Below are 24,365 nucleotides of genomic sequence, written 5' to 3'. Positions count from 1 at the left end.
TGCTCCGGCGAAGGCCGGAGCCCTGACCCAGCACCGGCCTTCGCCGGAGCACATCGGAGTAGGACATGCCTCAATACACGCCGCCCGTTCGCGACACTCGGTTCATCCTGGATCATGTGATCGGGCTCGATCGCTACACCAATCTGCCGGGCTTCCAGAATGCCACCCCCGACACGGTCGGGGCGGTACTGAGCGAGGGCGGGCGGTTCGTGGCCGAAGTGCTGTTTCCGCTGAACCAGATCGGCGACCGCGAGGGCTGCACGCGCCACCTTGATGGCTCGGTGACCACTCCGAGCGGCTTCAAGGAGGCTTACCGGCAGCTGGTCGAGGCGGGCTGGCTGACGCTCAGCGGTCCGGAAGAATTCGGCGGCCAAGGGTTGCCGCACGTGGTGATGACGGCGTTTGAGGAGTTTGCCATCTCCGCCAACATGGCCTTCATGATGTATCCGGGCCTGACCGCCGGCGCCGTCGCCGCGATTCTGGTGAAGGGTTCGGACGAGCAGAAGGCACTCTATGCGCCCAGAATGATCTCTGGCGAATGGGGCGGCACGATGAACCTGACGGAGCCGCAGTGCGGCACCGATCTGGGGCTCATCAAGGCCCGCGCCGAACCGCAGGCGGACGGCAGTTACCGGATCACCGGCACCAAAATCTTCATCTCGGCGGGCGAGCACGACCTGACCGAGAACATCATCCACCTGGTGCTAGCGAAGACTCCGGACGCGCCGGACAGCGTCAAGGGCATCAGCCTGTTTATCGTGCCGAAGTTCCTTGTGAACGCGGACGGATCGCTCGGCGCGCGCAACGAGGTGTCCTGCGGCTCGATCGAGCACAAGATGGGCATTCACGGCAACTCCACCTGCGTGATGAATTATGACGGCGCGACCGGCTATCTGGTCGGCGAGGAGAATAAGGGCCTCGCCGCCATGTTCATCATGATGAACGCGGCACGGCTGGGCGTCGGCTTGCAGGGGCTCGGCGTCGCCGAAGTCGCCTACCAGAATGCCGTCGCCTATGCCGGCGACCGCCGTCAGGGACGCGCGCTGACCGGCCCGGCCGAGCCGGAGCAGAAGGCGGACACGCTGTTCGTCCATCCCGACGTGCGCCGCATGCTGATGGAGAGCAAAGCGCTGACCGAAGGCCTACGCGCGCTATGCCTTTGGGCCGGGCTGCTCGTCGACCTCGCGCACAAGGCGCCGAGCGAGGAGGAGCGGGAGAAAGCGGACGCCCTGGTCGGCCTGCTCACACCCGTCATCAAGGGCTTCGGCACCGATATGGGCTATAAGATCGCGACCGACTCTCAGCAGGTTTATGGCGGCCATGGCTACATCGTCGAATGGGGCATGGAGCAATATGTTCGCGATGCCCGGATCGCGATGATCTACGAAGGCACCAACGGCGTGCAGGCGATGGACCTGGTCGGCCGCAAGCTGCCGTCCAAGGGCGGTGCCGCGATCCAGGCGTTGTTCGCCATGATCGGCGAGGATGTCGCGGCGGCCAAGAGTGGGCCGAACGCGGCGCTGGCCCAGGCGCTGGGCGACAGTCTGTCCGAGCTCCAGGCCGCGACCATGTGGCTGATGCAGAATGGCTTTGCGAACCCCAACAATGCCGGGGCCGGTGCCGTGCCTTACATGCACCTGATGGGGATCGTCATCGTTGGACTGATGTGGCTGCGCATGGCGCAAGCCGCGCAGGCGCAGCTCGAGGCGGGAGAGGGCGACAAGGCCTTCCTTGAAGCCAAGCTCACCACTGCCCGGTTCTATTTCACCCGCATTGCTCCGCGTGCGGTGAGCCTGCGCAAGGAGATCGAGGGCGGATCGGAAGCCCTGATGGCGCTGTCACCGGAGGCTTTCGCTCGGGCTGCTTGAAACCTTGGGAACTTGATCTCGGTTATGTCGTTTCCGACCGACCGGACGTGTCAAGCGTCCCGTCGCGTATGAGACGATGTTCCAGACTTATTCGAGCCCCGTAGCCCAACCTGTTCAGTCAAAGAGCAGGAACCGTATCCTGATCGTCGAGGACGAGCCGCTGATCGGCCTGGGCCTCAAGGACTCGCTGGAGTGCGCCGGCCATGACGTTGTTTGGGTGCAGAGCGACCGTGCGGCCTATGCGGCTCTACGAGGGCTTGGCCGCCCCTTTGAAATCCTGATCCTCGACATTGATCTGGGCGTCGGCACTACCGGCTTCGACATTGCGCGCACGGCGCGGACGGCTAATCCGCAGGTCGGCGTGATCTTCTCCAGCGGCAGTCCGCCCGACTGGCTGAAGCATTTCGGCGTCGACAAGGCGATCTTCCTGCCGAAACCCTGCACTGAGTTTGGATTGCTCGCTGCCGTCAGCGGCTTGAGCCAGGAGCTGTCCACCGCGGATTGACGCTTAGCGGCGTCGGGCGAACCAGATGACGTGACGCGGGCCCTTGCCGTTACTCCGGGCATGCAGCGCCATTTCCTCCACGTCGAACCCTCCCGCCTTCAATCGCCGAGCGAACGGAGCATCGGGAGCCGCCGACCAGACGGCGAGAATGCCGCCGGGCCTGAGCGCCGTCTTCGCCGCGGCGATGCCGGCCGGCGTGTAGAGCCATTCGTTGCTGTGGCGGGTGAGTCCGTCCGGACCATTGTCGACGTCGAGCAGGATCGCGTCATAGGCACCGCGCGCGATGGCAATCACCGCACCGACGTCCTCCAGCCGGATCCGGACGCGGGGATCATCGAGGCAGCCGGCGGTCAGTTCGGCCATTGGTCCGCGCGCCCAGTCGATGATACCCGGCACGAGTTCCGCCACCTCGACGGCGCCGGTTCGCGGCAGTCGGGCCAGGGCCGCCCGCAGCGTGAACCCCATGCCATAGCCGCCGATCAGCAACCGCGGCTCCGGCGTGCGCAGCCGCTCTATCGTCAGGTTCGCGAGCGCTTCTTCCGAGCCGCTCATTCGGCTGTTCATCAGCTCGTTACGGTCGACGACGATCATGAAGTCGCGGCCGCGCCGGAACAGGCGCAGCGGCTCGCCGCCGGGCACTTCCGCCGTGCCGATCAGTTCGCGCGGGATCATCCATGCCCGCTAGCACGCGCTTCGGCGCAGGGCGATTGCCGCATTTCAAGCCCTCTGCTAGCTCCACGCCCATGCGTTCCCGCTATCCTGTCCGCAAGTCGTCCAAAGGTCCCCTGATCTGGATTCTGCTCCTTGTCCTGCTGATCGGCTGCCTGTGGTGGCTGTCGACCGTGGACACGGAAAAGCCGCTCACCCGTGTCGAAAAAACGATCCCGAATGACCGCCTGGGCAAGTAAGCGGCTGCTGGGAGGCGGGGCGCTCGCGCTCGCGCTCGCTGCTTTCGCCATTCCCGCCATCGGCCAGGAGCAGGCGCCGGAGTCGCTGCTGCCGCCCGGCTTTGGCGACCCGCCGCCCGCCGCCGCTCCCGCTCCGACGGAGCCGGGCGCGCAACCGGGTGGTCCGACCTTCGCGCCGGGCGGAGAGATCGTGCAGCCGCTGCCTTCGACCGCCCTGCCCGGCGAAGAAGAGGGCGAGGAGGAAGCCGAAGAGGAAGAGGAGGTCGCAGAAGTCGATCCCTTCGACCTGCCCGAGGCCGCGCGCCGCAATCCCGACCTGGTCGGCGTGCTGACCGAAGACAATGGTGGCTACCGCGCCGACCAATGGGGCAATGTCAATGCGCGCTTCGCCTCCGCGCTGATGCGCGACATCGAGGCGCCGGTTGCTTCGCGCTGGGCGCAGATCCTGTTGCGTCGCGTGCTGCTGACCCAGGCACCGACGCCGGGCGGCGGCGTGGAAGGCGCTGACTGGGTCGCCGAGCGCGCCTGGCTGTTGCTGCGCATGGGCGAGGCGGACGCGGCGCGGCTGCTCGTCTCCAGCGTCGATGTCGACCGGTTTACCCCCAAGATGTTCGATGTCGCGCAGCAGACCGCGCTCGCCACGGCCGACCCGGCCGCGATGTGCCCGCTGACAACGCGCGTGCCGACCACCGCAGACCAGACCAGCTGGGATCTCGCGCGCGCCATGTGCGCTGCCCTGTCCGGAGATTCCGGGACGGCCAGCGCGATCATCGACGCTTCGCGCCGCCGCAGCCGTGCGCGCGGCATCGACCTGCTGCTCGCCGAGAAGGTGGTCGGGGTCGGCGGCGGCCGCAGAGCCATCAACATCCAGTGGGACGGCGTGAACGACCTCACCGCCTGGCGCTTCGGTCTCGCCAATGCCGTCAACGTGGCCATTCCAGCGCCTCTGTTCCAGACGGTCGGTCCGCAGGTCCAGGCCTGGCAGTTCCGCGCGCCGATGATCGAGCCGGAACAGCGGCTCGGGCCCGCCATCTGGGCGGCGAGCCTGGGCGTGCTGTCGAATGCCGCCTATGTCGATCTGGTCGGCGCCGCCTTCGAGGCCGCCGATCCCGACGATAACGAAGACACTCTCGGCTATCGCCTGCAGCGCGCCTATGCCGATGACGAGATCGGCAATCGGCTGGACGTCATGCGCGAACTGTGGACGCAGCCGCGCGGCGACGTCGAGCGCTATGCCAATCTGGTGCTGACCGCCCGGGCCGCGGCGCGGATCGCGCCCAGCGAGGATCATGGCGAGGATGCTCGCTATCTGGTCGCCGCGATGCTGACTGCGGGGCTGGACGATGCGGCTGCACGCTGGGGTGCGGTCGCGGACCAGCTCGGCGATGGCGACGATGCCTGGGCATTGCTCGCGGTCGGCGCCCCGCGCCGGGTGGTGACGCTCTCCGCCGGACGGGCCGGGTCCTATATCGGCGAGCAGGACGATGAGAGCAGCAAGGGCGCCTTCCTGGTCGCCGCGCTTGCCGGGCTCGGCCGCTTGTCGATGGACGACGCCCAGTCTCTCGCCACCGAATATGAGCTGCCCTTGGGGCTGACCAACAGCTGGACTCGGGCGATCGACCGTGCGGCGGCTAACAATCAGCCCGCAACCGTCGCGCTGCTCGCGGCGGCTGGCATGCAGACCCGGTCCTGGAAGGCCGTGCATCCGGCCTATCTGATGCACATCGTCGCGGCGCTGCGGAGGGTTGGTCTGGAGCCGGAAGCGCGGATGATCGCGGCCGAGGCCATCACCCGCGCGTGAGCGGCGAAGACGCCCGGCTGATCGAACGCTTTCTCGAGATGCTGGCGGCCGAAGCGGGTGCCGCCGCCAACACGATCGCCGCCTATCGTTCCGACCTGGAGCTTGCTTCGGAGCAGCTTGAGGGGTGCCTCGCCGCGGCCGACGAGGACGCGATCGGCCGCCTTGCCGAGCATTGGATGCCGCTCGCGCGCTCGACGGTGGCGCGCAAGTCGGCCGCGCTGCGCCGCTTCTTCGCCTTTCTGCAGGAGGAGGGGTTCCGAAGCGACGATCTCGGCAAGGCGCTCCCCCGCCCGTCGCCCTCTCGCCCGCTGCCGAAAGTGCTGGACCGCGCCGATGTGGATCGGCTGTTCGCAGAGATTGAGCGGCGCCTGACCCAGCCGCACCCGCCCCTTGCCGATGTGCGGCTCGCGGCCCTTGTCGAGCTGCTTTACGGTTCCGGCCTTCGAGCTACGGAACTGGTGTCTCTGCCCCGCACTGCCATCGCCAGTGACCGGCCCTTCATCATCCTGAAGGGCAAAGGGGGGCGGGAGCGGCTGGTGCCCATATCCGATCGCGCCCGTGCCGCCGTCGCGCGCTGGCGAGAGCTGGTGCCGCCGCACCAGCCCTGGCTCTTCCCATCCGGAAAGAAGCATCTGAGCCGCGTACGCCTGTTCCAGATCGTGAAGGCGCTCGCCGGCGCGGCGGGCGTGCCGCCGGAGCGGGTCGGGCCACACGGTCTCCGTCACGCCTTTGCGACGCATCTGCTGGAAGGCGGCGCCGATCTCCGCGCGCTGCAGGCAATGCTCGGTCATGCCGATATCGCGACGACGCAAATCTACACCCATGTCGACTCGCGCCGGCTGGTCGAGCTCGTCAATGCTCGCCACCCGCTCGTTGACGAGCGGCCCGGGCGATCCTAACCCGCGCGCCACATGATCACGTTCCTTGATTTCGAAAAGCCGGTGGCCGAGCTGGAAGCGCGCGTGGCGGAACTGCGCGAGACGGCGGCCGGCGGTGGCGTCGATATCGAGGCGGAGATCGGCCGGCTCCAGGCCAAGGCCGACAAGGCGCTGCGCGACACCTATGCCCGCCTGACTCCGTGGCAGAAGACGCAGGTCGCGCGACATCCGGCTCGGCCGCACTTCAAGCATTATGTCGCCCGGCTGATCGAGGACTTCGTGCCGTTGGCGGGTGATCGCGCCTTTGCCGACGATCAGGCGATCCTAGGCGGCCTGGGGCGGCTTTACGGGCGGCGCGTCATGGTGATCGGCCATGAAAAGGGCGACGACACCACAAGCCGGCTGCGCCACAATTTCGGCATGGGCAAGCCGGAAGGCTACCGCAAGGCGGTGCGGCTGATGCAGCTCGCCGACCGCTTTGGCCTGCCGGTGGTGACTTTGGTGGATACGTCAGGCGCCTTCCCAGGCGTGCAGGCGGAGGAGCGGGGCCAGGCCGAAGCCATAGCCCGTTCGACCGAGCAATGTCTCGCTCTCGGCGTGCCGATGGTCGCGGCGATCGTCGGCGAAGGCGGATCCGGCGGCGCCATCGCGCTCGCTGCCGCCAATCGCGTGCTGATGTTCGAGCATGCCGTCTATTCGGTGATCTCGCCCGAAGGCTGTGCGTCGATCCTGTGGCGCACCGCCGACCAGGCGCCCGCGGCCGCTGAGGCGATGAAGATCACCGCGCAGGACCTGAAGGAATTGGGCGTCATCGACCGAATCGTCGCCGAGCCCGTCGGCGGCGCGCACCGTCATCCTGAAGGCGCAATCGACGCACTCGGAGCAGCGATCGACGGGGCGCTGACCGAGCTGGAGGGCCAGGACCGGCTTGCGCTCCGTGCCGATCGCCGGGCCAAATTCCTGAAAATGGGTGCTATCTAAGCCGCTTAGCCGGGGGAGTGGGGTGCGAATCCCGTTCCGGAACAAGTTACCGCCGCATTAACCATGATGCAGGCGAGACGGAAACGTAAACGAAACGTTAAACAGTTTCCATGAAACGCCGTCTTGTCCTGAGCAACGAAGCCGCCCGGCACCCGTTCCGGCAGCGCCTTCCCCGGTCCGCCACGCGGACGATCGAAGCCGTTCGCGACGATTCGAACGACCTGAAGCTCTTCGCCATGAGCTTCACGGCCTTCTTCGTCGCCATTTACGGCGTGTTCGGCTGACCGGAACCGGCGGCGAGCGCTGCCTATGCGCAAAGCGGCGCGAATCGCCTAAGAACAAGCTCAAGGGCGCATCCAGGTAGGTGGCGGAGTCGATGAGCGAAAAGCAGCTCGAGGAGCTCGCGCACACCAAGCGCAAGGGCAAGCAGGAGCACGTCTCACTGTCGCCGTCATTGCGAGCAAAGCGAAGCATTCAAGTGGGGCAGCTGGATTGCTTCGTCGCTTCGCTCCTCGCAATGACGGGAGCTTAGAGCGCGGTCTTGGGCGAGTGCCCGCACGCCTGATGGAGCTTCCAGGCGAGCCAAGCCGAAATGAAGCACATTGCTGACACCATCAGCAGTTGGTCGACTGCCGAGACGCCGACTGCGCTCAGCGTAAAGGCGAGCAGCGAGCCTGCCACCATCGAGCCTGAGTTGACGATGTTGTTGGCGGCGACCGTGCGCGCGGTCTGGTCCTTCTCCACGGTGGTGGTCAGGAAGGCATAGAGCGGCACCACGAACATGCCCCCGGTCACGGCCACGCCGAACAGCGCGATCAGCATGGCGACGGCGCTCGGATGCTCGATGAATTCGGCCAGGTTGTAGAGCGAACCGGCGGTGTCGCCCTCCCAGCTTTTCGAGATGGCATAGACGCCGAGGATGAAGCCAGCCATCGCGATGACCGAGATTGGCGAATAGCGGGCCGAGACTTCGCCCTTCAGCAGCCGATTGATCGCGACCGACCCGATGGCCACGCCTACTGAAAACACCGCGAGGAAGAGACTGGCGACCTGCTCGTTCGAGGTCAGCACATTCTTCACCAGCGGCGGAAACTCGATCACCAGCACGGCGCCGATCGTCCAGAAAAAGCTGATAGAGCAGATCGCCAGGAACAGGCGCGGGATGTGCATGGTCGCGTTGACCAGGCGGAAGGAGGAGCGGACGATGTGCCAGTCAATCCCATGTTCCTCATGCACAGGCGGGGCAGGGGGCACCTGGCGCCCGGCGAACCAGCCGAGGATCGCCACCATGAGCACCATCCCCGCCGCGATGTCCGGTCTCTGGGTGATAAAGCCAGCAGTAATGGTGCCGGCCAGGATCGCGATGTAGGTCCCCGCCTCGACCAGGCCGGTGCCGCCGAGCACTTCCTCCGGCTCCAGATGTTGCGGCAGGATCGCGTATTTGATCGGGCCGAAAAAGGTCGAGTGCACGCCCATTGCCAGCACTGCGCCCAGCATCAGCGGGATGGACGGCAGCAGCAGCCCAATCGCACCGGCGATCATGATGAAGATTTCGGCCGTCTTCACCAGCCGAATGATCCGCGCCTTGTCGCGCGTGTCCGCCAGCTGGCCCGACAGCGCGGACAGCAGGAAGAAGGGCAGGATGAAAAGGCCGGTCGCGAGCGCGTTGAACTGCATCTCGACCTTCGGGTCCGAATAGACCTGATAGGTCGCGAACAGCACCATGGCCGTCTTGAACAGATTGTCGTTGAACGCGCCGAGGAACTGAGTGACGAAGATCGGCAGGAAGCGCCTTCGGCCGAGAAGCCGCATCGAAGTCTGCATGAGGTGCGGATTGGCCGTTGTTGATGCTGGCGCGCGCTTTAGCCCAGCACAAACTTCGCGCAAAGAAAAAGGCGCCCGAGAGTGACCCGGACGCCCCTTTCAAGCAACTTTGGTCAGCCGAAGGCGAGGGTGGCGCGAGCGCGGCGGCGGAGGGCCGCACCGGCGAGGCCGAAGCCGCCGATCATCATCGCCCAGGTGGCCGGCTCGGGGACAGCCGCGATCGTCACTTGCCCAAGCCGGTTCGGTCCATAGGAGGCTCCGCCCGCGACCGAGAAGCTCAGCGCCTGCGACAGTCGCAGGTTGATCCTATTCTCGAAGCCCTGTGGGCTATAGTAAGCAAGACCGGCGATCGGGCCGCGGAACAGGCTTGCCGACAGGGACCATTCGATACCGCCATCGGCGACTGCGGCCACCTGGTACAGGGAGGAGTCGAGCACCTTATTGAAGCCCGGCTGACCGTTCTTGCCCGGGATGAAAGCCGTGACGCCATTGGTGCCGATCTCAAAGCCCAGGTCGGAGCCATTGCCCGCGCTGGGATCCAGATCCCAGTAAACGTTAGAGAAGTTGCCGACCGGAGTGCCGCCGGTCAGGTCGAAATAGCCGTAGACATTGCTCGCATCGCTGCTGAGGTAGATGTCGTAACCGGCATGGGCGCGATTTTCCGGCGCCTGGAAGTTGCTGTGCGGCGCGTTCGGGTCGGTCGCGACAGTAGCGGTGGCGGCGCCGTAGCCGGCATCGCGTACGCCATCGACGGCGATCACGGCGGCAGCAGGCGCAGACAGAGTCAGAGCGAGCGAGGAGGCGCCCAGCAGAGAGATTTTCATGAAGAACCCCCTGAAAGATCGCGACTTAAACAAAGCCGCCCCGGCAGATTATCGTTAACACTGGGGTAAACAAGCGGGCAGCGGCGGCCGCGTCTGGATCAAAATGGGATGACGATTTGATGACAAGGGTATCGCTCACGTCATTTTGAACTTGGCGGCGTTGCGAGTAGAGCCAAGGCGCATGCTGACGCTGCCCAATCTGCTCACCCTGTCGCGCATCCTGGCGGTGCCGATCCTGATGGTGCTGCTCTGGTATCCGGGGTGGCGGGTGGGCTATGGCGCGGCGTTCGTGCTCTACTGCATCGTCGGCATCACCGATTATTTCGACGGTTATCTCGCGCGCGCGCAGGGCACCGTTTCGAAGCTCGGCATCTTCCTCGATCCCATCGCCGACAAGATCATGGTCGGAGCGGTGATCGTGATGCTGATTACGACCGGCGGCGGCCCCGATGGCGACCCCATCATTCATGGCTGGAACGTCATTCCGGCGCTTGTCATCCTGCTCCGCGAGATCGCGGTGTCGGGCCTGCGCGAGTTTCTGGCCCAGTTAAGCGTGTCGGTGCCGGTCAGCCGGCTCGCCAAGTGGAAGACGACCTTCCAGATGGTGGCGCTCGGTGCGCTGATCCTGTCGGGGTCGGTGCCGGATCAGCTGTGGGTGCACCAGACCGGTGTGGTGTCGCTCTGGGCGGCGGCGGTGCTGACGCTCGTCACCGGCTGGGACTATCTTCGCGTCGGCCTCAAGCACATGGACTGACCGTGGCGACGATCCTCTATTTCGCCTGGGTCAGGGAGCTTGTCGGCACGAGCGAAGAGCGGATCGACTTGCCTGACGAGTTGAGCACGCTGGGCGAGGTCGCGTCCTGGCTGCGGGGCCGCAGCGAGGGTCATCGGCAGGCGTTCGCAGATTTGTCGCGGCTGCGCGGAGCCATAGACCAGAGCTTTGCCGGGTGGGACGCGCCGATCAAAGGAGCGGGAGAGATCGCCTTCTTCCCTCCGGTGACCGGCGGATGATTTCGGTCTCGGTCCAGCAGGCGCCCTTTGCGCTGGACGAAGCACTGGCGCCGCTTGAGGCGCTTGGCGGGGGTGCGGTGGCGAGCTTCGTCGGGCTGGTGCGGGCGGATGGCGATGTCGAGCAGCTGACGCTGGAACATTATCCCGTCATGACAGAGACCGCGCTGCGCGGGATCGCGGAGCAGGCGAGCGCACGCTGGTCGCTGCTGGGTGCCACGATCATTCACCGTGTCGGGCCGATGCAGCCGGGCGAACGGATCGTCCTCGCCGCCGCCTGCGCGCCGCACCGCCGCGATGCGCTCGACGCCTGCGCCTTCATGATCGACCGGCTGAAAACCGACGCGCCGTTCTGGAAAAGCGAGAGCCGAGTCGGGCAGGCGAACTGGGTCGAAGCGCGGGAGAGTGACGAAGCGGCTGCGAGTCGATGGTCACCCTGAACGTCATCCCGAACTTGTTTCGGGATAAGGGTTGAGTAGCGGAAAGCCGGGAGTAATCCCCGCCTCAGAGCACCGGAAGCTTTATCCCGAACCAAGTTCGGGATGACGTCATACATTAGCCCGCGGCCTTGCGCAGCAGGTCCGCAAGCAGCCTGAAGTCCTTCTCCCGCGGGCTGTTCTTGCGCCAGATGAGAGCGATCTGCCGGGCGGTGTTATCGCCTTCGAGCGGGCGCGCGACGACGTTGGTGTGGTCGAGAATGCCGGCGTCGAGCGCCATTTCAGGCAGCATCGTGACGCCCAGCCCATTGTCGACCATCTGCACCAAGGTGTGGAGCGACGTACCCAGCATCGTCGCCTGGGCGCGCAGCTCCGGCCGGTTGCAGGCGGCGAGCGCATGATCGCGCAGGCAATGCCCGTCTTCCAGCAGCAGCAGCTGGTCCGGCTCGATTGCATCCGCGCCGATATGCGCTGGCAGCTCCTTCTCTCCCTTGGGGAAAGCCACCATCAGCTGGTCGTCGAACAGTTCCTCATGCTCGACCTCGCCACAGGCATAGGGAAGGGCGAGCAGCACGCAGTCTGCGCCGCCGCGGTTCAGCGATTCACAGGCGGCGGCGCTCGTCTCCTCGCGCAGATAGAGCTTCAGCTCCGGGCGTTCCTGCCGGATAAAGGGGAGGAGGCGAGGCAGGAGGAAGGGCGCGATCGTGGGGATCACGCTCATCCGCAGGTCGCCCGACAGCGGCTTGCCGGCGGCGCGGGCGAGGTCGGCGAGCTCCTCGGCTTCGCGCAAGACGCGACGTGCTTTCCCCGCGATCTTCTCGCCCACCGGCGTGAAGCGCACCACGCGCCTGGTGCGTTCGACCAGCACGATTCCGATCAGTGACTCTAATTCCCGCAGGCCCGCGGAGAGGGTCGACTGAGTGACAAAGCAGGCGTCCGCTGCCCGGCCGAAATGGCCATAGTCGTGCAGCGCGACGAGATACTGAAGCTGCTTGAGGGTCGGCAGGTAGGTGGTCGTCATCCATTGCCTCAGTCGATCAATAATCTCCAAATAATCTACTTGTTCACTAAAAACCAGCTTCCTATATGCTGCATCGCAGCGAGGGACTCCCCTCGGCTCCGCCATTCTAAACCAAAGAGGACACGCACGAACATGCTGACTGTTGGCGACAAGCTTCCCGCTCTCACCCTGCCCGTGCAGCAGGGCACCTCCGCGCTTCCTGCCGGCGAGACGATCGATCTCGGCCAGACCAACGGCAAGTGGAAAATCCTGTTCTACTGGCCGAAGGATTTCACCTTCGTCTGCCCGACCGAGATCGTCGGCTATGGCAAGCTGAAGGACGAGTTCGCCGACCGCGATGCCGAGCTGATCGGCGCTTCGACCGACACAGCGCACGTCCACTTCGCGTGGCGCCGGTCGGACGAGGAACTGGCCCAGGCCGACTTCCCGTGGATTGCCGACAACGGCGCGAAGCTGGCGTCGGAACTCGGCATTCTGGACCGCAATGAGCATGTCGCCTTCCGCGCGACCTTCATCGTCGATCCGGACAACGTCATCCAGCACGTGACCGTCAACGGCCTGAACGTCGGCCGCAATCCGCAGGAGACGCTGCGGGTGCTCGACGCGCTGCAGACCGACGAGCTCTGCCCCTGTAACTGGACGAAGGGCGAGGAAGTCCTTCAGCCGGTTGCCGCCTAACACGCGGCGCTCTGGGCGCGGGATCGCCCCTCCCTTCGGTCCCGCGCCCACCAAGCCATAGCACTTGTTCCCCGGCGAAGGCCGGGGCCCAGCCCTCACCGAATGACTCCTGGACCCCGGCCTTCGCCGGGGAACAGTCTTTCACGCCCGGAGAACATCCATGTCCCTCAAGGAATTCGCGGACACGCTCCCCGATTTCGCCAAGGATCTGCGACTGAACGTTAGCTCGATCCTCAACGATCAGCTGCTCGGCGACCAGCGCAAATATGGCCTCATCCTCGCGACCGCGCATGGCACCGGCTATCGTCCGTTGGTCGCAGCTGCCGAGGCGGAGATCGAAGGCAAGCTATCGGCCGAAGCAGCCAATGCGGCGCGCGCCGCGGCTGCGGTGATGGCGATGAACAATGTCTATTACCGCTTCACCCACCTCGCCTCGAACCCGGAATACCGAACCATGCCAGCCAAGCTGCGCATGAACGTGATCGGCAATCCCGGCATCGACAAGGCGGACTTCGAGCTGTTCAGCCTTGCCGTCTCGGCGCAGAATGGCTGCGGCATGTGCATCGACAGCCACGAAAAGGTGCTGAAGCAGCACGGTGTGAGCGCCGAAATCATCCAGGCCGGCGCGCGCATTGGCGCAGTGATGACAGCCGTCGCGACGGTGCACAGCGCGCTGAACTAGCGTCAAAACTCCGTTCGGCCTGAGCTTGTCGAAGGCCTTCCTTGTTCTTTCTGGCCCTGAAGAAAGGGAAGGCTTCGACAAGCTCAGCCCGAACGGGCTTTTGTGCCTCATCTAGTTCCGCGGCGCCTGCCTTCGGTAACTCAGCGCCTCTGCAATGTGCACGCGACCGACCGTCTCGGCGCCGGCCAGGTCGGCGATGGTGCGGGCCACACGTTGAATGCGGGTATAGCCCCGCGCTGACAGCCGCATTGCTTCAGCCGCCTGTGCCAGCAGCTTGCGGCCGGGCTCATCGGGCGTGGCGACCGCCTCCAGCACCGGCCCGTCCGCCTCTGCATTGGTGCGGACGCCAAGCCCGGCATAGCGTGCCGTTTGGACCTCTCTGGCGGCGCGCACACGTTCCGACACTTCGCGTGAACCTTCGGTCGGCGGCGGCAGCACCAAGTCGGCGGCACTGACCGCCGCAACTTCGACGTGAAGATCGATACGGTCCAACGATGGCCCGCTGACCTTCGCCTGATAGTCCGCCGCGCAACGCGGCGCGCGGGCGCAGGCGAGGGCGGGGTCGCCGAGGTGGCCGCAGCGGCACGGGTTCATCGCTGCGACGAGTTGCACCCGCGCGGGAAAGGTGACGTGCGCATTTGCCCGCGCCACGCTGACATTGCCGGTCTCGAGCGGCTGTCGCAACGAGTCGAGCACGGCGCGCTGAAACTCCGGCAGTTCGTCCAGGAACAGCACGCCCAGATGTGCGAGGCTGACTTCGCCCGGCTTGGCGCGAATGCCGCCGCCGACCAAAGCCGCCATAGACGCGCTATGGTGCGGCGCCCGGAATGGCCGGGTGCGGGAGATGCGGCCGCCCTCCAGCGTGCCGGCGACGCTCGCCACCATCGAGGTCTCGAGCGCTTCGGCCGGGGTAAGCTCGGGCAGGATGCCAGGCAGGCAGGCGGCCATCAGCGACTTCCCCGCGCCCGGGGGTCCGACCATTAGTAAATTGTGACCACCGGCCGCTGCGATCTCGAGGGCGCGCTTGGCAGTCTCCTGGCCCTTCACCTGCGCGAGGTCCGGACCGCGGCTGGGCTCAGCCGCGTCGCCCGGCTCCGGCGCGCGCAGCACGGCGGTGCCGCGCAGGTGATTGAGCAGGGCGAGCAGGTCCGGCGTGGCGACGACCTCGATCGACCCTGCCCACGCCGCTTCGCTGCCCTGCGCGGCGGGACAGATAAGACCCAACTGACGCTCCGCGGCATGCAGCGCGGCGAGCAGGACACCTGGCGAGGGCGCTACCCGGCCGTCCAACCCGAGTTCGCCGACCGCGACGAACTGGCTCAGCGACTCCGCATCCACCACGCCCATGGCGGCGAGCAGGCCCAGCGCGATCGGCAGGTCGTAGTGCGAGCCTTCCTTGGGCAGGTCGGCAGGCGACAGGTTCACAGTGATCCGCTTGGGCGGCAGCGACAGACCGAGGGACGCTATCGCCGCGCGGACGCGCTCACGGCTTTCGGCCACGGCCTTATCCGGCAACCCGACCACGACGAAGCCCGGCATGCCGGCCGCAACCTGAACCTGAACTTCGACGGCGCGCGCTTCGAGCCCCAGATACGCGGCCGTCGCCACGATGGCGACCATGTTTCCTCCCCCTGTTCAGTCAGATAGCCGCAGCGCGTCGGGATTGTCGAGCGGCCCGCTTGCGCGGGGCGGCGCCGCGCCCCATTTGCGCGGTTGTGAAGGCGCCCCCCGATTCCGTGTTGCGTATCGTCTATCTCGGGACGGGCTGGGTCATGGTCCTGGTGATTACGCCGATGGTCGGTGTGCTGCCCGGCCCGGGCGGCATTTTCATCTTCGCCGGTGGGCTGGCGCTGCTGCTGAAGAACTCGAATTGGGTAAAGCGGCTGTACACGCGCTATTCGCGACGCTTTCCGCGGCACGGCCGGCTGATCGATCGCGTCTTGCGCCGCCCGAGCGCACCGCGCGGCCGGGCGCGGCCTGCGGAACTCAAGCCCTCAGTGCGTGGATTCAAAGCAAGAGCTCGCTCCTTTGTTGACTTTTTCTCCCGCCACCCCTAACCGCGCTTCAACAGTCAGGCCGCCCTTCGTTGGCGGCCCTTTTTTGTTCAGATTTTGAGGAATGAGCGATGAAGCGCACGTTTCAGCCGAGCAACCTGGTGCGCAAGCGGCGTCACGGGTTCCGCGCGCGCATGGCGACGGTCGGCGGCCGCAAGGTGATCGCGGCGCGCCGCAACCGCGGCCGCAAGGTGCTGTCGGCCTAACCACTCTCACTCGCCGCGCGGACTTTCTCGCGGCGAACGCGGGCAAGCGGGCGCCGATGCCCGGCTTCGTCCTGCTGGTGCGCCCGCGTGGCGACGACAACGCCCAGATGCGTGTCGGCTATACTGTGACCAAGAAGATCGGCGGCGCGGTCGTGCGCAACCGGATGAAGCGACGCTTCCGCGCGCTCGCCGCTGAGCTGTTACCGGAGCTGGGCATCGCCGGCGCCGATCACGTGCTGATCGGGCGCGCGGGCGGGGTTGAACGCGAATTCGCATTGCTGCGGGCGGAGTTGGTCAAGGCGCTGCGGAAACTCTCCGATCGTCATCCCCGCGAAAGCAGGGACCCAGCTTCTTCTTCGGGATCCGGGCCAAAGGCTGGGTTCCCGCTTTCGCGGGAATGACGATGAGGAGGCTGTTCATCGCCCTCGCGCGCTTGTGGCAGCGTTACCCATCCGCCATGCTGCCGCCCTCGTGCCGCTACACCCCCACATGTTCGGCCTATGCAATCGAGGCGGTGGAGCGCTATGGCGCGGCGCGGGGCGGCTGGCTGGCGGTCAAGCGCCTTGCCCGGTGCCATCCGTTCGGCGGCCGCGGCTACGATCCGGTACCCTAGGAGTTAGAGTTGGAAAATCAGCGCAACATGATCCTTGCGATCGTGCTTTCGGCCATCGTGCTGTTCGGCTGGAGCGCGCTGTCCGATCGATTCTTCCCGACTGCCAATCCGCCGGCGACTAAGGTGGTGGACGGCAAGCCGGTGCCGGTGCCGCAGCCCGGCGCCAATCCGGCGTCCAGCGCACCGGCGACGGTTCGCAATCGCGAGCTGGTGCTGCGCGAGACGCCGCGGGTGCGGATCGACACGCCCGCCCTTGCCGGTTCGATCAATCTGACCGGCGCGCGCATCGACGATCTGGTGCTGAAGCGGCACCGCGAGACGATCGCGAAGAACTCGCCGCCAATCCGCCTGCTTTCGCCCGAGGGCGGGCCGAACCCGGTTTACGCCCAGTTCGGCTGGTCGGGCGAAGGCGCGCCGATGCCCGGCAACGACACGGTCTGGCAGGCGGATGGGCAGTTGCTTGGCGTCAACCGGCCGGTGACTCTCAGCTGGGCTAACGGCACCGGCCAGACCTTCCACATTCGGCTGTCGATCGACGCCAATTACATGATCACGGCCGAACAGAGCGTCGCCAATAGCGGCAGCGGCCCGATCGCCGTGCGGCCCTTCTCGCTGGTAAAGCACACCGGCATCCCCAAGGAGCCGGATAGCTGGACCGTGCATATCGGCCCGATGGGCGTGTTCGATGGCGTGGCCAATTACGACGTCAATTATCCCGATCTCGACGAGGCGGGCGCAGTAGGGCGCAGCTTTACCTCGACAGGCGGCTGGCTCGGCTTCACCGACAAATATTGGCTGACTGCGCTCGCCCCTGCTGCCAATGCCCGGGTCAGCGCCTCCTTCCGCACGATCGGCGACAAGACCTATCTCGCCGCCTTCACGCCGGCCGATCAGTCGGTGCTCGCGCCCGGCAAGGCAGTGACCAGCACGACGCGGCTTTTTTCCGGCGCCAAGGAAGTCGGCGTGCTCCAATCCTATGAGCGCGATCTGAACATCGCCCAGTTTGATAAGGCCATCGATTGGGGCTGGTTCGCCTGGTTTGAACGGCCGATCTTCTCCCTGCTGGACTGGCTGTTCCGTGCGGTCGGCAATTTCGGCGTCGCCATCATCCTGCTGACGGTGATCGTCCGCTTGATCATGTACCCGATCGCGCAGCGGCAATTCGCGTCGATGGCGGCGATGCGCGTGCTCCAGCCCAAGGTGAAGGCGCTGCAGGAGCGGCACAAGGACGACAAACAGAAGCTGCAGCAGGAAATGCTGGAGCTGTATCGGAAGGAGAAGGTCAATCCGCTCGCCGGCTGCCTGCCGATCCTGATCCAGATCCCGATCTTCTACGCGCTCTACAAGGTGCTGATCCTGACGATCGAGATGCGGCACCAGCCGTTCGCGCTGTGGATCAAGGATCTCTCGGCGCCGGACCCCATGACGCCGGTCAACCTGTTCGGCCTGCTCAACTTCACGCCGCCCTCTTTCCTGGCGCTGGGCGTGCTGCCGATCCTGCTTGGCGTCACCATGTACATCCAGTTCAAGCTCAATCCTGCGCAGATGGACCCGGTGCAGCAGCAGGTTTTCTCGATAATGCCCTGGGTGTTCATGTTCATCATGGCGCCATTCGCGGCCGGCCTGCAGCTTTACTGGACTGTCTCGAACATTCTGGCGATCGCGCAGCAGAAATGGCTCTACAGCCGCTATCCAGCGCTCAAGAGCCAGCCAGGACCGATAACGTCTTGACGCCCGAACAGCCCCGTTCGTCCCGAGCGAAGTCGAGGGACCCTGCCGAGCGGAGCGAGGCTCTCGCCGATGCTCGAGAGGGTGTCTCGACTGCGCTCGACACGAACGGAAAGAGTGAGCTGGTCGAGGCCGCCCGCAAGCTGTTCGCGGGCCCGATCGCGTTCCTGAAGTCGGCGCCGGAGCTAAAGTTTCTGCCCGACATGGATGCGCCGGAGGTGGCGTTTGCCGGCCGCTCGAACGTCGGCAAGTCGTCGCTCTTGAACGCGCTTACCGGCCGCAACAGCCTGGCGCGCACCTCCAACACGCCGGGCCGTACGCAGGAGTTGAACTTCTTCGATGTCGGCGAGCCGCTGGTGCTGCGGCTGGTGGACATGCCCGGCTATGGCTTTGCCAAGGCGCCCAAGGACATGATCCGCAAGTGGCACCATCTAATCAATGATTTCTTGCGCGGCCGCGCGGTGCTGAAGCGCGTGCTGGTGCTGGTCGATAGCCGTCATGGCCTGAAGGATGTCGACCGCGAGCTGATGGCGATGCTGGACAAGGCGGCGGTCAGCTATCGGCTCGTGCTGACCAAGGCGGACAAGGTGAAGGCGACCGACCTCGCCAAGGTAAGCGACGCGACCGCCGCCGAAGCCCGCAAACACCCCGCCGCGCATCCCGACGTGATCGCCACGTCGAGCGAGAAGGGGATGGGCATCCCCGAACTGCGCGCCGCGGTGTTGGAGAGCGTTACCGTTTGATCGTCATCCCGAACTTGTTTCGGGATAAGGGCGGTTCCAACTCGTGGCCGACGTCTCGCTCCGATCGCCCGATAGCTTATCCTGAAACAAGTTCAGGATGACGGGAGGGTGGTTGCGACTTTCGTGCCCACCCGGCTAGGGCGGTTCCATGCTCAAGCTCTTCATCGGCAACAAGGCCTATAGCAGCTGGTCGATGCGCGGCTGGCTGGCCGTCAAGCAATCCGGCCTGCCGTTCGAGGAAGTGACCGTTCCGCTCTACAACGAGGAATGGAACCGCCTGCGCGAAGGCGACGAGTTCGCTCCCAGCCAGGGTAAGGTGCCGATCCTGTGGGAAGACGAAGTCGTCGTCTGGGACTCCCTCGCCATCGTCGACTGGCTCGCCGACAAGGTGGGGCGGGACCGGTTCTGGCCGGAGGACGAAGCGGCGCGAGCCATGGCGCGGTCGATGGCGGCGGAAATGCACTCGAGCTACCAGCATCTACGCCGCGAGATGCCGATGAACGTCCGCAAGCAATTCTCGACGCCCGAGCTGAAGCCGGAGGTGCTGCAGGAGATCGGCCGCGTACTGAGCCTCTGGGCGCAGGCCCGAGCGCGCTATGGTGGCACCGGCAAATTCCTGTTCGGCGACTATTGTGCGGCCGACATCATGTTCGCGCCGGTGGCCACCCGCTTCGTCACCTATTCCGTGCCGCTGCCAGGCTTCGCCGCCACCTATGTCGAGGCGCTCTACACCCATCCCTGCGTCCGCGAATGGATCGAGGCGGCGCAGCATGAGGAATGGACGATCGAGAAGTTCGAGCAGCCGGTTCAGGTGTAGAAGGAGGAGCCATCCTTCCGCTTGAACCCCTCGCCATTGAACAGGTGCATGTCGATATCGGGATAATGGCAGTCGCTGGCCGCGGGGCGGCCGATAGCCACGAAAACGCAGTCGCTCTCGCTTTCGTTGATCAGCACATGGCCATTGCCATCGCCCTTCGGAAAGGCCGCGACGTCGCCGGGGCGCATCGGTGTGCGGCCGCTATCGTCGACTAGCACCGCCTCGCCCGAGAGCATCACAACTAGCTCGTCCTCATCTTCGTGCCAGTGGCGCTGGGACGACCAGGCGCCGGGCTTCAGCACGACATGGCTGGCGCCGAAGTCGCTGATGCCGGACGCGGGCGCAAGGCGCCGGTACCAGCGGCCCTGCACCTTATCGGCATAGTCGGGTGGGTATCCGGTAGCGTTCGTTTGCGAGATTTGGTCGAGGTTGAGCTTGGGCATTCACCACCCTTTCGTCATCCCCACGGAAGCCGGGACTCAGTTTCCCCTGATTGCCACGAAAAGGAAAGAAGGTGGGTTCCCGCGTTCGCGGGAATGACGAATAGAGAGGGGGATGGTTCTTGAACTCGCCAAGCAACTGATCGCGTGCCCCAGCATCACGCCCGCGCGCGGAGCCGTATTCGACGCGCTTGAAGCCGTGCTGACGGCGCGTGGCTTTCAGGTCGACCGCTTCACCGCTGGGGAAGCACCGGATGGACCGGTCGAGAACCTGCTCGCCTGGCGCGGTGAGGGCGCGCCGCATTTTGCCTTTGCCGGCCATGTCGATGTCGTGCCGCCGGGAGAGGGCTGGTCCGCCGATCCATTCACTCCCGAAGTCCGCGGCGAATTGCTCTACGGTCGCGGCGCGGTCGATATGAAAGGCGCGCTCGCCGCCTTCGTTGCAGCACTGGATCGTGTCGAGCAACAGCACGGCACGATCAGTCTCATCATCACCGGCGACGAGGAAGGCCCGGCCATCTTCGGCACCCGTGCGCTGATTGGCCGGATGGCGCAGCACGGGCTGAAGCCGGACCTGTGCCTCGTCGGAGAGCCGACCTCGGTGGCGCGGCTGGGCGACACGATCAAGATCGGCCGTCGTGGTTCGGTCAATATCTGGATCGAGGTGCCCGGCACCCAAGGCCATGTCGCCTATCCGCATCTTGCCGACAATCCGGTGCCCAAGCTCGTGCGCGCCCTGGGCGCCATCGATGCGATCGAGCTGGACCGCGGTACCGACTGGTTCCAGCCGTCCAACATCGAGATCACCGATCTGGAAGTCGGCAATCCGGCCACCAACGTCATCCCGGCAAGGGCAAAGGCCCGGCTCAGCATCCGCTTCAACGACCTGCATCGCGGCGACGAGCTGGTGGCGCGCATCGCCGAGATGGTGCTTGCCGAGGCGCCCAGCGCGATCGTCCGCCCGGTCGTCTCCGGCGAGGCGTTCCTGACCGCACCGGGCGAACTTTCGGAGCTCGTCTCTGCGGCCATTCAGGAGAAGACCGGCATCACTCCGGAACTCTCCACCAGCGGCGGCACTTCGGACGCGCGTTTCCTGTCGAAGCTGTGCCCCGTGGTGGAGTTCGGACTGCCTAATGCGACCATGCACAAGCTGGACGAAGCGGTGGCGGTCAGCGATTTGGAACTGCTCGCCGAGATCTACGCTGACATTCTCAGGCGGGTTCAGGTCAGCGCGCGGTAGAGGCCGTAGAGGCTGGTCAGCGTCACCAGCGCGCCGACGAAGGTGAGCAGCAGGTCCGGGTTCACCCGCTTGGCGATGATGGCGCCGAACGGTGCCGCGATCACGCCGCCGACCAGCAGGCCCATGGTCGCCGCGGTGAAGGCTTCCCAACCCAGCGTCGCGATGAACGTGGCGGAAATGGTCACAGTCAGGAAGAACTCGGCCGTGTTGACCGTGCCGATCGTCTTGCGCGGGCTGCTTCCCTGGACGAGCAGGTTGGACGTCACGATCGCACCCCAGCCGCCGCCGCCGCCCGCGTCGAGAAAGCCGCCGATCAGGCCAAGCGGCGAGACGAACTTGGGCTCACGCTCGGTATGCCGATGCATCACCCCGCGGTAGAAGAGATAGATGCCCAGGCTGGTCAGATAGGCGAGCACGAAGGGACGGGCAGTGTTCGCGTCGATCTGGGTCAGCACATAGGCGCCAAGCACCCCGCCGATCACGCCGGGCACGGCCAGGCGCATGAACAGCCGCCAATCGACATTGCCGTGCAGCACATGGCTGATGCCGGACACAGCGGTGGTGAAGGTCTCCGCCGTATGGACCCCCGCCGACGCCGCCGCAGGCGGAACGCCGGTCGAGATCAGCAGCGTGCTTGAAATCTGCCCGAAGGCCATGCCGAGGGCGCCGTCGACGATCTGCGCGGTAAAGCCGATCGCGACGAATATCAGGATCGTCTGCAGATCCAGCCCTTCGATCATCCGGTACGCCGCCCCCTTGAGAGTTGATTGCCGTCTGCGGCCATATCGGACGTTCGGCAAGAACAGTTGCACTTGGGGCTCGCATAGCCCGAGCCGCATAAGCTGGCATTGCGTCGATCCGTTCCCTAAATAGGTTGGCCGAAAGGGAGGGACGAATGGCCAGTAGAGTGTTCGCGTATCTGGATTCGATCCGCGCGCGCGACCCGGCTCCCCGGACCCGCTGGGAAATCCTGCTCTATCCGGGCGTGCTTGCCGTGGCGCTTCACCGCGTCGCGCATTGGCTGTTCGAAGGCGAGCTGTTCTTCCTGGCACGCTTCGTCAACCACCTGTCCCGCTTCCTGACCGCGATCGACATCCATCCGGGCGCGAAGATCGGACGCAACCTGTTCATTGATCATGGCTTCACCGTGATTGGCGAGACCGCCGAGATCGGAGACAATGTGACCATCTACCAGTGCGTCACCCTCGGCGGCACCAATCCGGCGAACGGCGTCGCGGGCAAGCGCCACCCGACGCTCGAGGATGGCGTGATCGTCGGTTCGGGTGCCCAGGTGCTGGGGCCGATCACGGTCGGCAAGGGGGCGCGGGTCGGCGCCAACGCGGTGGTCACCAAGGACGTGCCCGAAGGCGCGGTGATGGTCGGCATTCCGGCTAAGCCGACGCTGATGGACGCCGAGCAGAAGCAGGACTTCATGCCGTATGGCACGGTCTGCTCCGATCTGTGCGACCCCGCCGGGCAGCGGCTGGAGAGCATGAAGGGCGAGATCGACCGGCTGCAGGCGCGCATCAACGCGCTCATTGCGGAGCGGAAGGAAAGCGTGGAGCGTCAAGACCTGTTCGGATGAGCAATATCCACCCTTTTCCGGTATGGCAGCGCGGTGTCGGGCAGGTCGGGTTCGAGCGGCCGGAACTGACGCGCATCCTCGATCTCTATGGGCGCATGGTCGCAGCGGGAATGTGGCGGGACTATGCGATTGATCTCGGACGCGACGCCGCGATCTTCTCGGCCTTCCGCCGCACCGCCGAACGGCCGGAGTTTCGGATCGAGAAACGTCCGGCGCTGCGCGCCCGGCAGGGGCAATGGGCGTTGATCGCCGAGAGCGGCTCGGTGCTCAAGCGCGGCCATGAGCTTGGGCCAGTGCTGGCCCCAGTTGAACGGCGGCTGCTGAAGGTGGTGGAAGAGTAACCATCCGTTCGTATCGAGCGAAGTCGAGATACGCTCCTCGACTTCGCTCGAAGCGAACGGGGTTCAGGCGGTTTGAGCTTGAACGGCCAGCCCTGTCTCATGCGCCGGCGGAACTTTGTTCGCCAGCCGGTATGGCAGCCGCTCCACGATCAAAGCTCGCGCATTGTGCCAGAAGGCGGAAAGCAGCAGCAGCGCCGAGCCGATCACCAGCGCGGTGAGCGCCACGTTGAGGCCGACGGCACCGAGTTCGCGGAACAAGGCGCTGAGCGCGTAGAGCACATAAGCCAGCGCCGAGACCATCAGCGCCCGCCGGTCGACTGCGAGGGCGACGATCGCGAGAACGATGTAAAGCAGCACCACGACGATCGCGCTGCCCATCGACACATTGTTGTCCAGCACGCCGAGCGCATGAAAAACCGGGTGCACGATCAGCGGCGCAGCCAGCAGGTGCAGCCAGAAGGCGACGTCGGAGCGGCGGGTGGTCCGTTCGCGGTCCGATGCGTCCCACCGCATGGCAAAGGCAAAGACGGCAAGGCCGAGCACGAACATGCCGGCGAACATGATATCGCGGAACGCCGGCGCCTCGCTCACCGCCGAAGCGATCAGAGCAAGGACCACGCCGCCCGCGGCGGCCGCACCGGCGGCGATGGTGATCGGCACGCGAAAGCGCCGCCAATGCGCCCAGGTGGCAATGCCTGCGATGGCGGCGGCGATGGCGAACAGAAAGGCGGCGGTGCTTGGGCTCTGGTCGATGGTGGCTTCACCCACTGCAAAGACGAGCGCCACCATCGCGGTGAACAGCACGCCGCCGGCAAAGGCGAGCAGCAATAAGATGCTCGGCAACGCCATGCGCCGGCGACGGGTGAAGAACTCCGCCAGTCCCCAGGCGGCTGCGGCGACGAGCAAGCCCGACATCAGCGACGGTCCATTGGGAATCCGCGGACCGATCTCGTAGCCGATCCAGGCGAGCGCGGTCAGCAGCAGCGCGCTGGCGATGGCGACGAAGATGTCGTTAAACCCGCTGATCAGGCGGAATTGCTCCTCGTCGGCGACGGGTCCCACTGACTGCTCGGCGACGAAGCGCCGGAGCGCGCCGGCCGCTTCCGGCGTCAAGGCACCCGCGGCGACGGCACGTTCGAGATCATTATCGCTATACATCGGCATCCTCCCTCGGGCCGATCTA

General features: G+C 65.6%; 30 protein-coding genes and 1 pseudogene. 23 read left to right on the top strand and 8 right to left on the bottom strand.

All coding sequences use genetic code 11. The features are described 5' to 3' along the window. Positions 1 to 65 precede the first annotated feature (65 nt). Entirely contained in the window at positions 66 to 1,868 is a 1,803-nt protein-coding gene (locus VGT77_RS09185; protein WP_327461771.1) for an acyl-CoA dehydrogenase C-terminal domain-containing protein, read from the top strand. A 76-nt stretch (positions 1,869 to 1,944) separates the two neighbouring features. Next, complete coding sequence (locus VGT77_RS09180; protein WP_327461769.1) at positions 1,945 to 2,373, top strand: response regulator; 429 nt, start codon at positions 1,945 to 1,947, stop codon at positions 2,371 to 2,373. A 3-nt stretch (positions 2,374 to 2,376) separates the two neighbouring features. Here the strand turns inward: VGT77_RS09180 and VGT77_RS09175 are convergent, their stop codons facing one another. Continuing rightward, positions 2,377 to 3,045: a spermidine synthase gene (locus VGT77_RS09175; protein WP_327461767.1), complete on the bottom strand. Its 669-nt coding sequence runs from the start codon at positions 3,043 to 3,045 to the stop codon at positions 2,377 to 2,379. A gap of 71 nt (positions 3,046 to 3,116) precedes the next feature. Between VGT77_RS09175 and VGT77_RS09170 the strand changes: the two genes are divergently transcribed. The 6 genes from VGT77_RS09170 (at position 3,117) to VGT77_RS09145 (ending at position 7,473) form a co-directional block, all read left to right on the top strand. Beyond that, a complete protein-coding gene (locus VGT77_RS09170) occupies positions 3,117 to 3,281 on the top strand; it encodes a hypothetical protein (RefSeq protein WP_327461765.1) in 165 nt (54 codons plus the stop codon). Continuing rightward, positions 3,262 to 5,082, top strand: a complete 1,821-nt coding sequence (locus VGT77_RS09165) for a hypothetical protein (protein ID WP_327461763.1) — start codon at positions 3,262 to 3,264, stop codon at positions 5,080 to 5,082. Before VGT77_RS09170 ends, VGT77_RS09165 begins: the two co-directional genes overlap by 20 nt. Next, a complete protein-coding gene (locus VGT77_RS09160) occupies positions 5,079 to 5,981 on the top strand; it encodes a tyrosine-type recombinase/integrase (protein ID WP_327461761.1) in 903 nt (300 codons plus the stop codon). Before VGT77_RS09165 ends, VGT77_RS09160 begins: the two co-directional genes overlap by 4 nt. A gap of 12 nt (positions 5,982 to 5,993) precedes the next feature. Continuing rightward, positions 5,994 to 6,941 carry an acetyl-CoA carboxylase carboxyltransferase subunit alpha gene (locus VGT77_RS09155; protein WP_327461759.1) on the top strand — a complete coding sequence of 316 codons (948 nt, stop codon included), beginning with the start codon at positions 5,994 to 5,996 and terminating at the stop codon, positions 6,939 to 6,941. Between the two features lie 110 nt (positions 6,942 to 7,051). Beyond that, entirely contained in the window at positions 7,052 to 7,225 is a 174-nt protein-coding gene (locus VGT77_RS09150) for a hypothetical protein (protein WP_327461757.1), read from the top strand. Positions 7,226 to 7,317: 92 nt separating this feature from the next. After that, positions 7,318 to 7,473, top strand: coding sequence for a DUF3008 family protein (locus VGT77_RS09145; protein WP_327461755.1), 156 nt, complete (start codon positions 7,318 to 7,320; stop codon positions 7,471 to 7,473). Here VGT77_RS09145 and VGT77_RS09140 read toward each other — a convergent pair. Together VGT77_RS09140 and VGT77_RS09135 are read right to left on the bottom strand one after the other, a co-directional pair. After that, complete coding sequence (locus tag VGT77_RS09140; RefSeq protein ID WP_327461754.1) at positions 7,470 to 8,765, bottom strand: MFS transporter; 1,296 nt, start codon at positions 8,763 to 8,765, stop codon at positions 7,470 to 7,472. The two genes, VGT77_RS09145 and VGT77_RS09140, sit on opposite strands and share 4 nt — an antisense overlap. A 113-nt stretch (positions 8,766 to 8,878) precedes the next feature. Further along, complete coding sequence (locus tag VGT77_RS09135; protein ID WP_327461752.1) at positions 8,879 to 9,589, bottom strand: PEPxxWA-CTERM sorting domain-containing protein; 711 nt, start codon at positions 9,587 to 9,589, stop codon at positions 8,879 to 8,881. A gap of 181 nt (positions 9,590 to 9,770) precedes the next feature. Between VGT77_RS09135 and pgsA the strand changes: the two genes are divergently transcribed. From pgsA to VGT77_RS09120, 3 genes are read left to right on the top strand one after another with little or no spacing between them, the layout of a single operon-like run. Next, the gene (gene pgsA, locus VGT77_RS09130; RefSeq protein ID WP_327461750.1) at positions 9,771 to 10,343 is read left to right on the top strand and encodes a CDP-diacylglycerol--glycerol-3-phosphate 3-phosphatidyltransferase; all 573 of its coding nucleotides are present in this window, start codon (positions 9,771 to 9,773) and stop codon (positions 10,341 to 10,343) included. 2 nt (positions 10,344 to 10,345) lie between these two features. After that, entirely contained in the window at positions 10,346 to 10,600 is a 255-nt protein-coding gene (moaD, locus tag VGT77_RS09125; protein WP_327461748.1) for a molybdopterin converting factor subunit 1, read from the top strand. Next, on the top strand, positions 10,597 to 11,037 hold the full coding sequence (locus VGT77_RS09120) for a molybdenum cofactor biosynthesis protein MoaE (RefSeq protein WP_327461746.1): 441 nt from the start codon (positions 10,597 to 10,599) through the stop codon (positions 11,035 to 11,037). The genes moaD and VGT77_RS09120 overlap by 4 nt, the downstream gene beginning before the upstream one ends. 115 nt (positions 11,038 to 11,152) lie before the next feature. Here the strand turns inward: VGT77_RS09120 and VGT77_RS09115 are convergent, their stop codons facing one another. Next, a complete protein-coding gene (locus tag VGT77_RS09115) occupies positions 11,153 to 12,055 on the bottom strand; it encodes a hydrogen peroxide-inducible genes activator (protein WP_327461744.1) in 903 nt (300 codons plus the stop codon). A 132-nt stretch (positions 12,056 to 12,187) separates the two neighbouring features. Here VGT77_RS09115 and VGT77_RS09110 point away from each other — a divergent pair, with 132 nt between their 5' ends. Next, a complete protein-coding gene (locus tag VGT77_RS09110) occupies positions 12,188 to 12,733 on the top strand; it encodes a peroxiredoxin (protein ID WP_327461742.1) in 546 nt (181 codons plus the stop codon). A gap of 160 nt (positions 12,734 to 12,893) precedes the next feature. After that, complete coding sequence (locus VGT77_RS09105) at positions 12,894 to 13,415, top strand: carboxymuconolactone decarboxylase family protein (protein WP_327461740.1); 522 nt, start codon at positions 12,894 to 12,896, stop codon at positions 13,413 to 13,415. A gap of 111 nt (positions 13,416 to 13,526) precedes the next feature. Here VGT77_RS09105 and VGT77_RS09100 read toward each other — a convergent pair whose 3' ends face one another. Further along, on the bottom strand, positions 13,527 to 15,035 hold the full coding sequence (locus VGT77_RS09100; protein ID WP_327461738.1) for a YifB family Mg chelatase-like AAA ATPase: 1,509 nt from the start codon (positions 15,033 to 15,035) through the stop codon (positions 13,527 to 13,529). A 116-nt stretch (positions 15,036 to 15,151) separates the two neighbouring features. Between VGT77_RS09100 and VGT77_RS09095 the strand changes: the two genes are divergently transcribed. The 7 genes and pseudogenes from VGT77_RS09095 to VGT77_RS09065 all read left to right on the top strand — a co-directional run bounded on the left by VGT77_RS09095 (position 15,152) and on the right by VGT77_RS09065 (position 19,576). Then, positions 15,152 to 15,472, top strand: a complete 321-nt coding sequence (locus VGT77_RS09095) for a hypothetical protein (protein WP_327461736.1) — start codon at positions 15,152 to 15,154, stop codon at positions 15,470 to 15,472. A 68-nt stretch (positions 15,473 to 15,540) separates the two neighbouring features. After that, positions 15,541 to 15,675, top strand: a complete 135-nt coding sequence (gene rpmH / locus VGT77_RS09090; protein WP_046348096.1) for a 50S ribosomal protein L34 — start codon at positions 15,541 to 15,543, stop codon at positions 15,673 to 15,675. Between the two features lie 14 nt (positions 15,676 to 15,689). Next, positions 15,690 to 16,076, top strand: a pseudogene (gene rnpA, locus VGT77_RS09085) (ribonuclease P protein component); the annotation flags it as partial. A gap of 2 nt (positions 16,077 to 16,078) precedes the next feature. Beyond that, positions 16,079 to 16,288 (top strand): membrane protein insertion efficiency factor YidD, encoded by a 210-nt coding sequence (yidD, locus tag VGT77_RS09080; RefSeq protein WP_327461734.1) that lies wholly within the window; start codon positions 16,079 to 16,081, stop codon positions 16,286 to 16,288. A 9-nt stretch (positions 16,289 to 16,297) separates the two neighbouring features. Further along, entirely contained in the window at positions 16,298 to 18,019 is a 1,722-nt protein-coding gene (gene yidC / locus VGT77_RS09075; protein ID WP_327461732.1) for a membrane protein insertase YidC, read from the top strand. A 119-nt stretch (positions 18,020 to 18,138) separates the two neighbouring features. Continuing rightward, a complete protein-coding gene (yihA, locus tag VGT77_RS09070; RefSeq protein ID WP_327461859.1) occupies positions 18,139 to 18,759 on the top strand; it encodes a ribosome biogenesis GTP-binding protein YihA/YsxC in 621 nt (206 codons plus the stop codon). A gap of 148 nt (positions 18,760 to 18,907) precedes the next feature. Continuing rightward, positions 18,908 to 19,576: a glutathione S-transferase family protein gene (locus tag VGT77_RS09065; RefSeq protein WP_327461730.1), complete on the top strand. Its 669-nt coding sequence runs from the start codon at positions 18,908 to 18,910 to the stop codon at positions 19,574 to 19,576. On the opposite strand, the gene VGT77_RS09060 is transcribed toward VGT77_RS09065, so the two are convergent. Further along, on the bottom strand, positions 19,567 to 20,019 hold the full coding sequence (locus tag VGT77_RS09060; protein WP_327461728.1) for a cupin domain-containing protein: 453 nt from the start codon (positions 20,017 to 20,019) through the stop codon (positions 19,567 to 19,569). The genes VGT77_RS09065 and VGT77_RS09060 overlap by 10 nt on opposite strands. A 112-nt stretch (positions 20,020 to 20,131) precedes the next feature. Between VGT77_RS09060 and dapE the strand changes: the two genes are divergently transcribed. Beyond that, complete coding sequence (gene dapE / locus VGT77_RS09055) at positions 20,132 to 21,256, top strand: succinyl-diaminopimelate desuccinylase (RefSeq protein WP_327461726.1); 1,125 nt, start codon at positions 20,132 to 20,134, stop codon at positions 21,254 to 21,256. On the opposite strand, the gene VGT77_RS09050 is transcribed toward dapE, so the two are convergent. After that, positions 21,238 to 21,996, bottom strand: a complete 759-nt coding sequence (locus VGT77_RS09050) for a sulfite exporter TauE/SafE family protein (protein WP_327461724.1) — start codon at positions 21,994 to 21,996, stop codon at positions 21,238 to 21,240. The genes dapE and VGT77_RS09050 overlap by 19 nt on opposite strands. Positions 21,997 to 22,151: 155 nt before the next feature. On the opposite strand from VGT77_RS09050, the gene epsC reads away from it, so the two are divergent. Both epsC and VGT77_RS09040 read left to right on the top strand, forming a co-directional pair. Then, positions 22,152 to 22,841, top strand: a complete 690-nt coding sequence (gene epsC, locus VGT77_RS09045; protein ID WP_327461721.1) for a serine O-acetyltransferase EpsC — start codon at positions 22,152 to 22,154, stop codon at positions 22,839 to 22,841. Further along, positions 22,838 to 23,182, top strand: coding sequence for a DUF2794 domain-containing protein (locus VGT77_RS09040; protein ID WP_327461719.1), 345 nt, complete (start codon positions 22,838 to 22,840; stop codon positions 23,180 to 23,182). The genes epsC and VGT77_RS09040 overlap by 4 nt, the downstream gene beginning before the upstream one ends. 63 nt (positions 23,183 to 23,245) lie before the next feature. Here the strand turns inward: VGT77_RS09040 and VGT77_RS09035 are convergent, their stop codons facing one another. After that, the gene (locus VGT77_RS09035; protein ID WP_327461717.1) at positions 23,246 to 24,340 is read right to left on the bottom strand and encodes a hypothetical protein; all 1,095 of its coding nucleotides are present in this window, start codon (positions 24,338 to 24,340) and stop codon (positions 23,246 to 23,248) included. Positions 24,341 to 24,365: the final 25 nt, after the last annotated feature.

It is taken from the genome of Sphingomonas sp. (assembly GCF_035944535.1).
In the GTDB taxonomy this organism is placed as follows: domain Bacteria; phylum Pseudomonadota; class Alphaproteobacteria; order Sphingomonadales; family Sphingomonadaceae; genus Sphingomonas_B.
Note: the sequence above shows the minus strand (reverse complement) of the source record. Positions and strands in the feature narration are given on the sequence as shown.

Excerpts from the sequence above, each read along its gene's own strand:
- VGT77_RS09065 (WP_327461730.1), top strand. The coding sequence starts at position 18,908 with ATGCTCAAGCTCTTCATCGGCAACAAGGCCTATAGCAGCTGGTCGATG.
- VGT77_RS09050 (WP_327461724.1), bottom strand. The coding sequence starts at position 21,996 with ATGATCGAAGGGCTGGATCTGCAGACGATCCTGATATTCGTCGCGATC.
- VGT77_RS09155 (WP_327461759.1), top strand. The coding sequence starts at position 5,994 with ATGATCACGTTCCTTGATTTCGAAAAGCCGGTGGCCGAGCTGGAAGCG.
- VGT77_RS09100 (WP_327461738.1), bottom strand. The coding sequence starts at position 15,035 with ATGGTCGCCATCGTGGCGACGGCCGCGTATCTGGGGCTCGAAGCGCGC.
- VGT77_RS09060 (WP_327461728.1), bottom strand. The coding sequence starts at position 20,019 with ATGCCCAAGCTCAACCTCGACCAAATCTCGCAAACGAACGCTACCGGA.
- VGT77_RS09145 (WP_327461755.1), top strand. The coding sequence starts at position 7,318 with ATGAGCGAAAAGCAGCTCGAGGAGCTCGCGCACACCAAGCGCAAGGGC.
- VGT77_RS09165 (WP_327461763.1), top strand. The coding sequence starts at position 3,262 with ATGACCGCCTGGGCAAGTAAGCGGCTGCTGGGAGGCGGGGCGCTCGCG.
- VGT77_RS09105 (WP_327461740.1), top strand. The coding sequence starts at position 12,894 with ATGTCCCTCAAGGAATTCGCGGACACGCTCCCCGATTTCGCCAAGGAT.
- VGT77_RS09110 (WP_327461742.1), top strand. The coding sequence starts at position 12,188 with ATGCTGACTGTTGGCGACAAGCTTCCCGCTCTCACCCTGCCCGTGCAG.
- rpmH (WP_046348096.1), top strand. The coding sequence starts at position 15,541 with ATGAAGCGCACGTTTCAGCCGAGCAACCTGGTGCGCAAGCGGCGTCAC.
- VGT77_RS09180 (WP_327461769.1), top strand. The coding sequence starts at position 1,945 with ATGTTCCAGACTTATTCGAGCCCCGTAGCCCAACCTGTTCAGTCAAAG.
- pgsA (WP_327461750.1), top strand. The coding sequence starts at position 9,771 with ATGCTGACGCTGCCCAATCTGCTCACCCTGTCGCGCATCCTGGCGGTG.
- VGT77_RS09140 (WP_327461754.1), bottom strand. The coding sequence starts at position 8,765 with ATGCAGACTTCGATGCGGCTTCTCGGCCGAAGGCGCTTCCTGCCGATC.
- VGT77_RS09170 (WP_327461765.1), top strand. The coding sequence starts at position 3,117 with ATGCGTTCCCGCTATCCTGTCCGCAAGTCGTCCAAAGGTCCCCTGATC.
- VGT77_RS09035 (WP_327461717.1), bottom strand. The coding sequence starts at position 24,340 with ATGTATAGCGATAATGATCTCGAACGTGCCGTCGCCGCGGGTGCCTTG.
- yidD (WP_327461734.1), top strand. The coding sequence starts at position 16,079 with ATGAGGAGGCTGTTCATCGCCCTCGCGCGCTTGTGGCAGCGTTACCCA.
- VGT77_RS09115 (WP_327461744.1), bottom strand. The coding sequence starts at position 12,055 with ATGACGACCACCTACCTGCCGACCCTCAAGCAGCTTCAGTATCTCGTC.
- VGT77_RS09135 (WP_327461752.1), bottom strand. The coding sequence starts at position 9,589 with ATGAAAATCTCTCTGCTGGGCGCCTCCTCGCTCGCTCTGACTCTGTCT.
- VGT77_RS09120 (WP_327461746.1), top strand. The coding sequence starts at position 10,597 with ATGATTTCGGTCTCGGTCCAGCAGGCGCCCTTTGCGCTGGACGAAGCA.
- VGT77_RS09150 (WP_327461757.1), top strand. The coding sequence starts at position 7,052 with ATGAAACGCCGTCTTGTCCTGAGCAACGAAGCCGCCCGGCACCCGTTC.
- epsC (WP_327461721.1), top strand. The coding sequence starts at position 22,152 with ATGGCCAGTAGAGTGTTCGCGTATCTGGATTCGATCCGCGCGCGCGAC.
- VGT77_RS09185 (WP_327461771.1), top strand. The coding sequence starts at position 66 with ATGCCTCAATACACGCCGCCCGTTCGCGACACTCGGTTCATCCTGGAT.
- VGT77_RS09175 (WP_327461767.1), bottom strand. The coding sequence starts at position 3,045 with ATGATCCCGCGCGAACTGATCGGCACGGCGGAAGTGCCCGGCGGCGAG.
- dapE (WP_327461726.1), top strand. The coding sequence starts at position 20,132 with ATGGTTCTTGAACTCGCCAAGCAACTGATCGCGTGCCCCAGCATCACG.
- VGT77_RS09040 (WP_327461719.1), top strand. The coding sequence starts at position 22,838 with ATGAGCAATATCCACCCTTTTCCGGTATGGCAGCGCGGTGTCGGGCAG.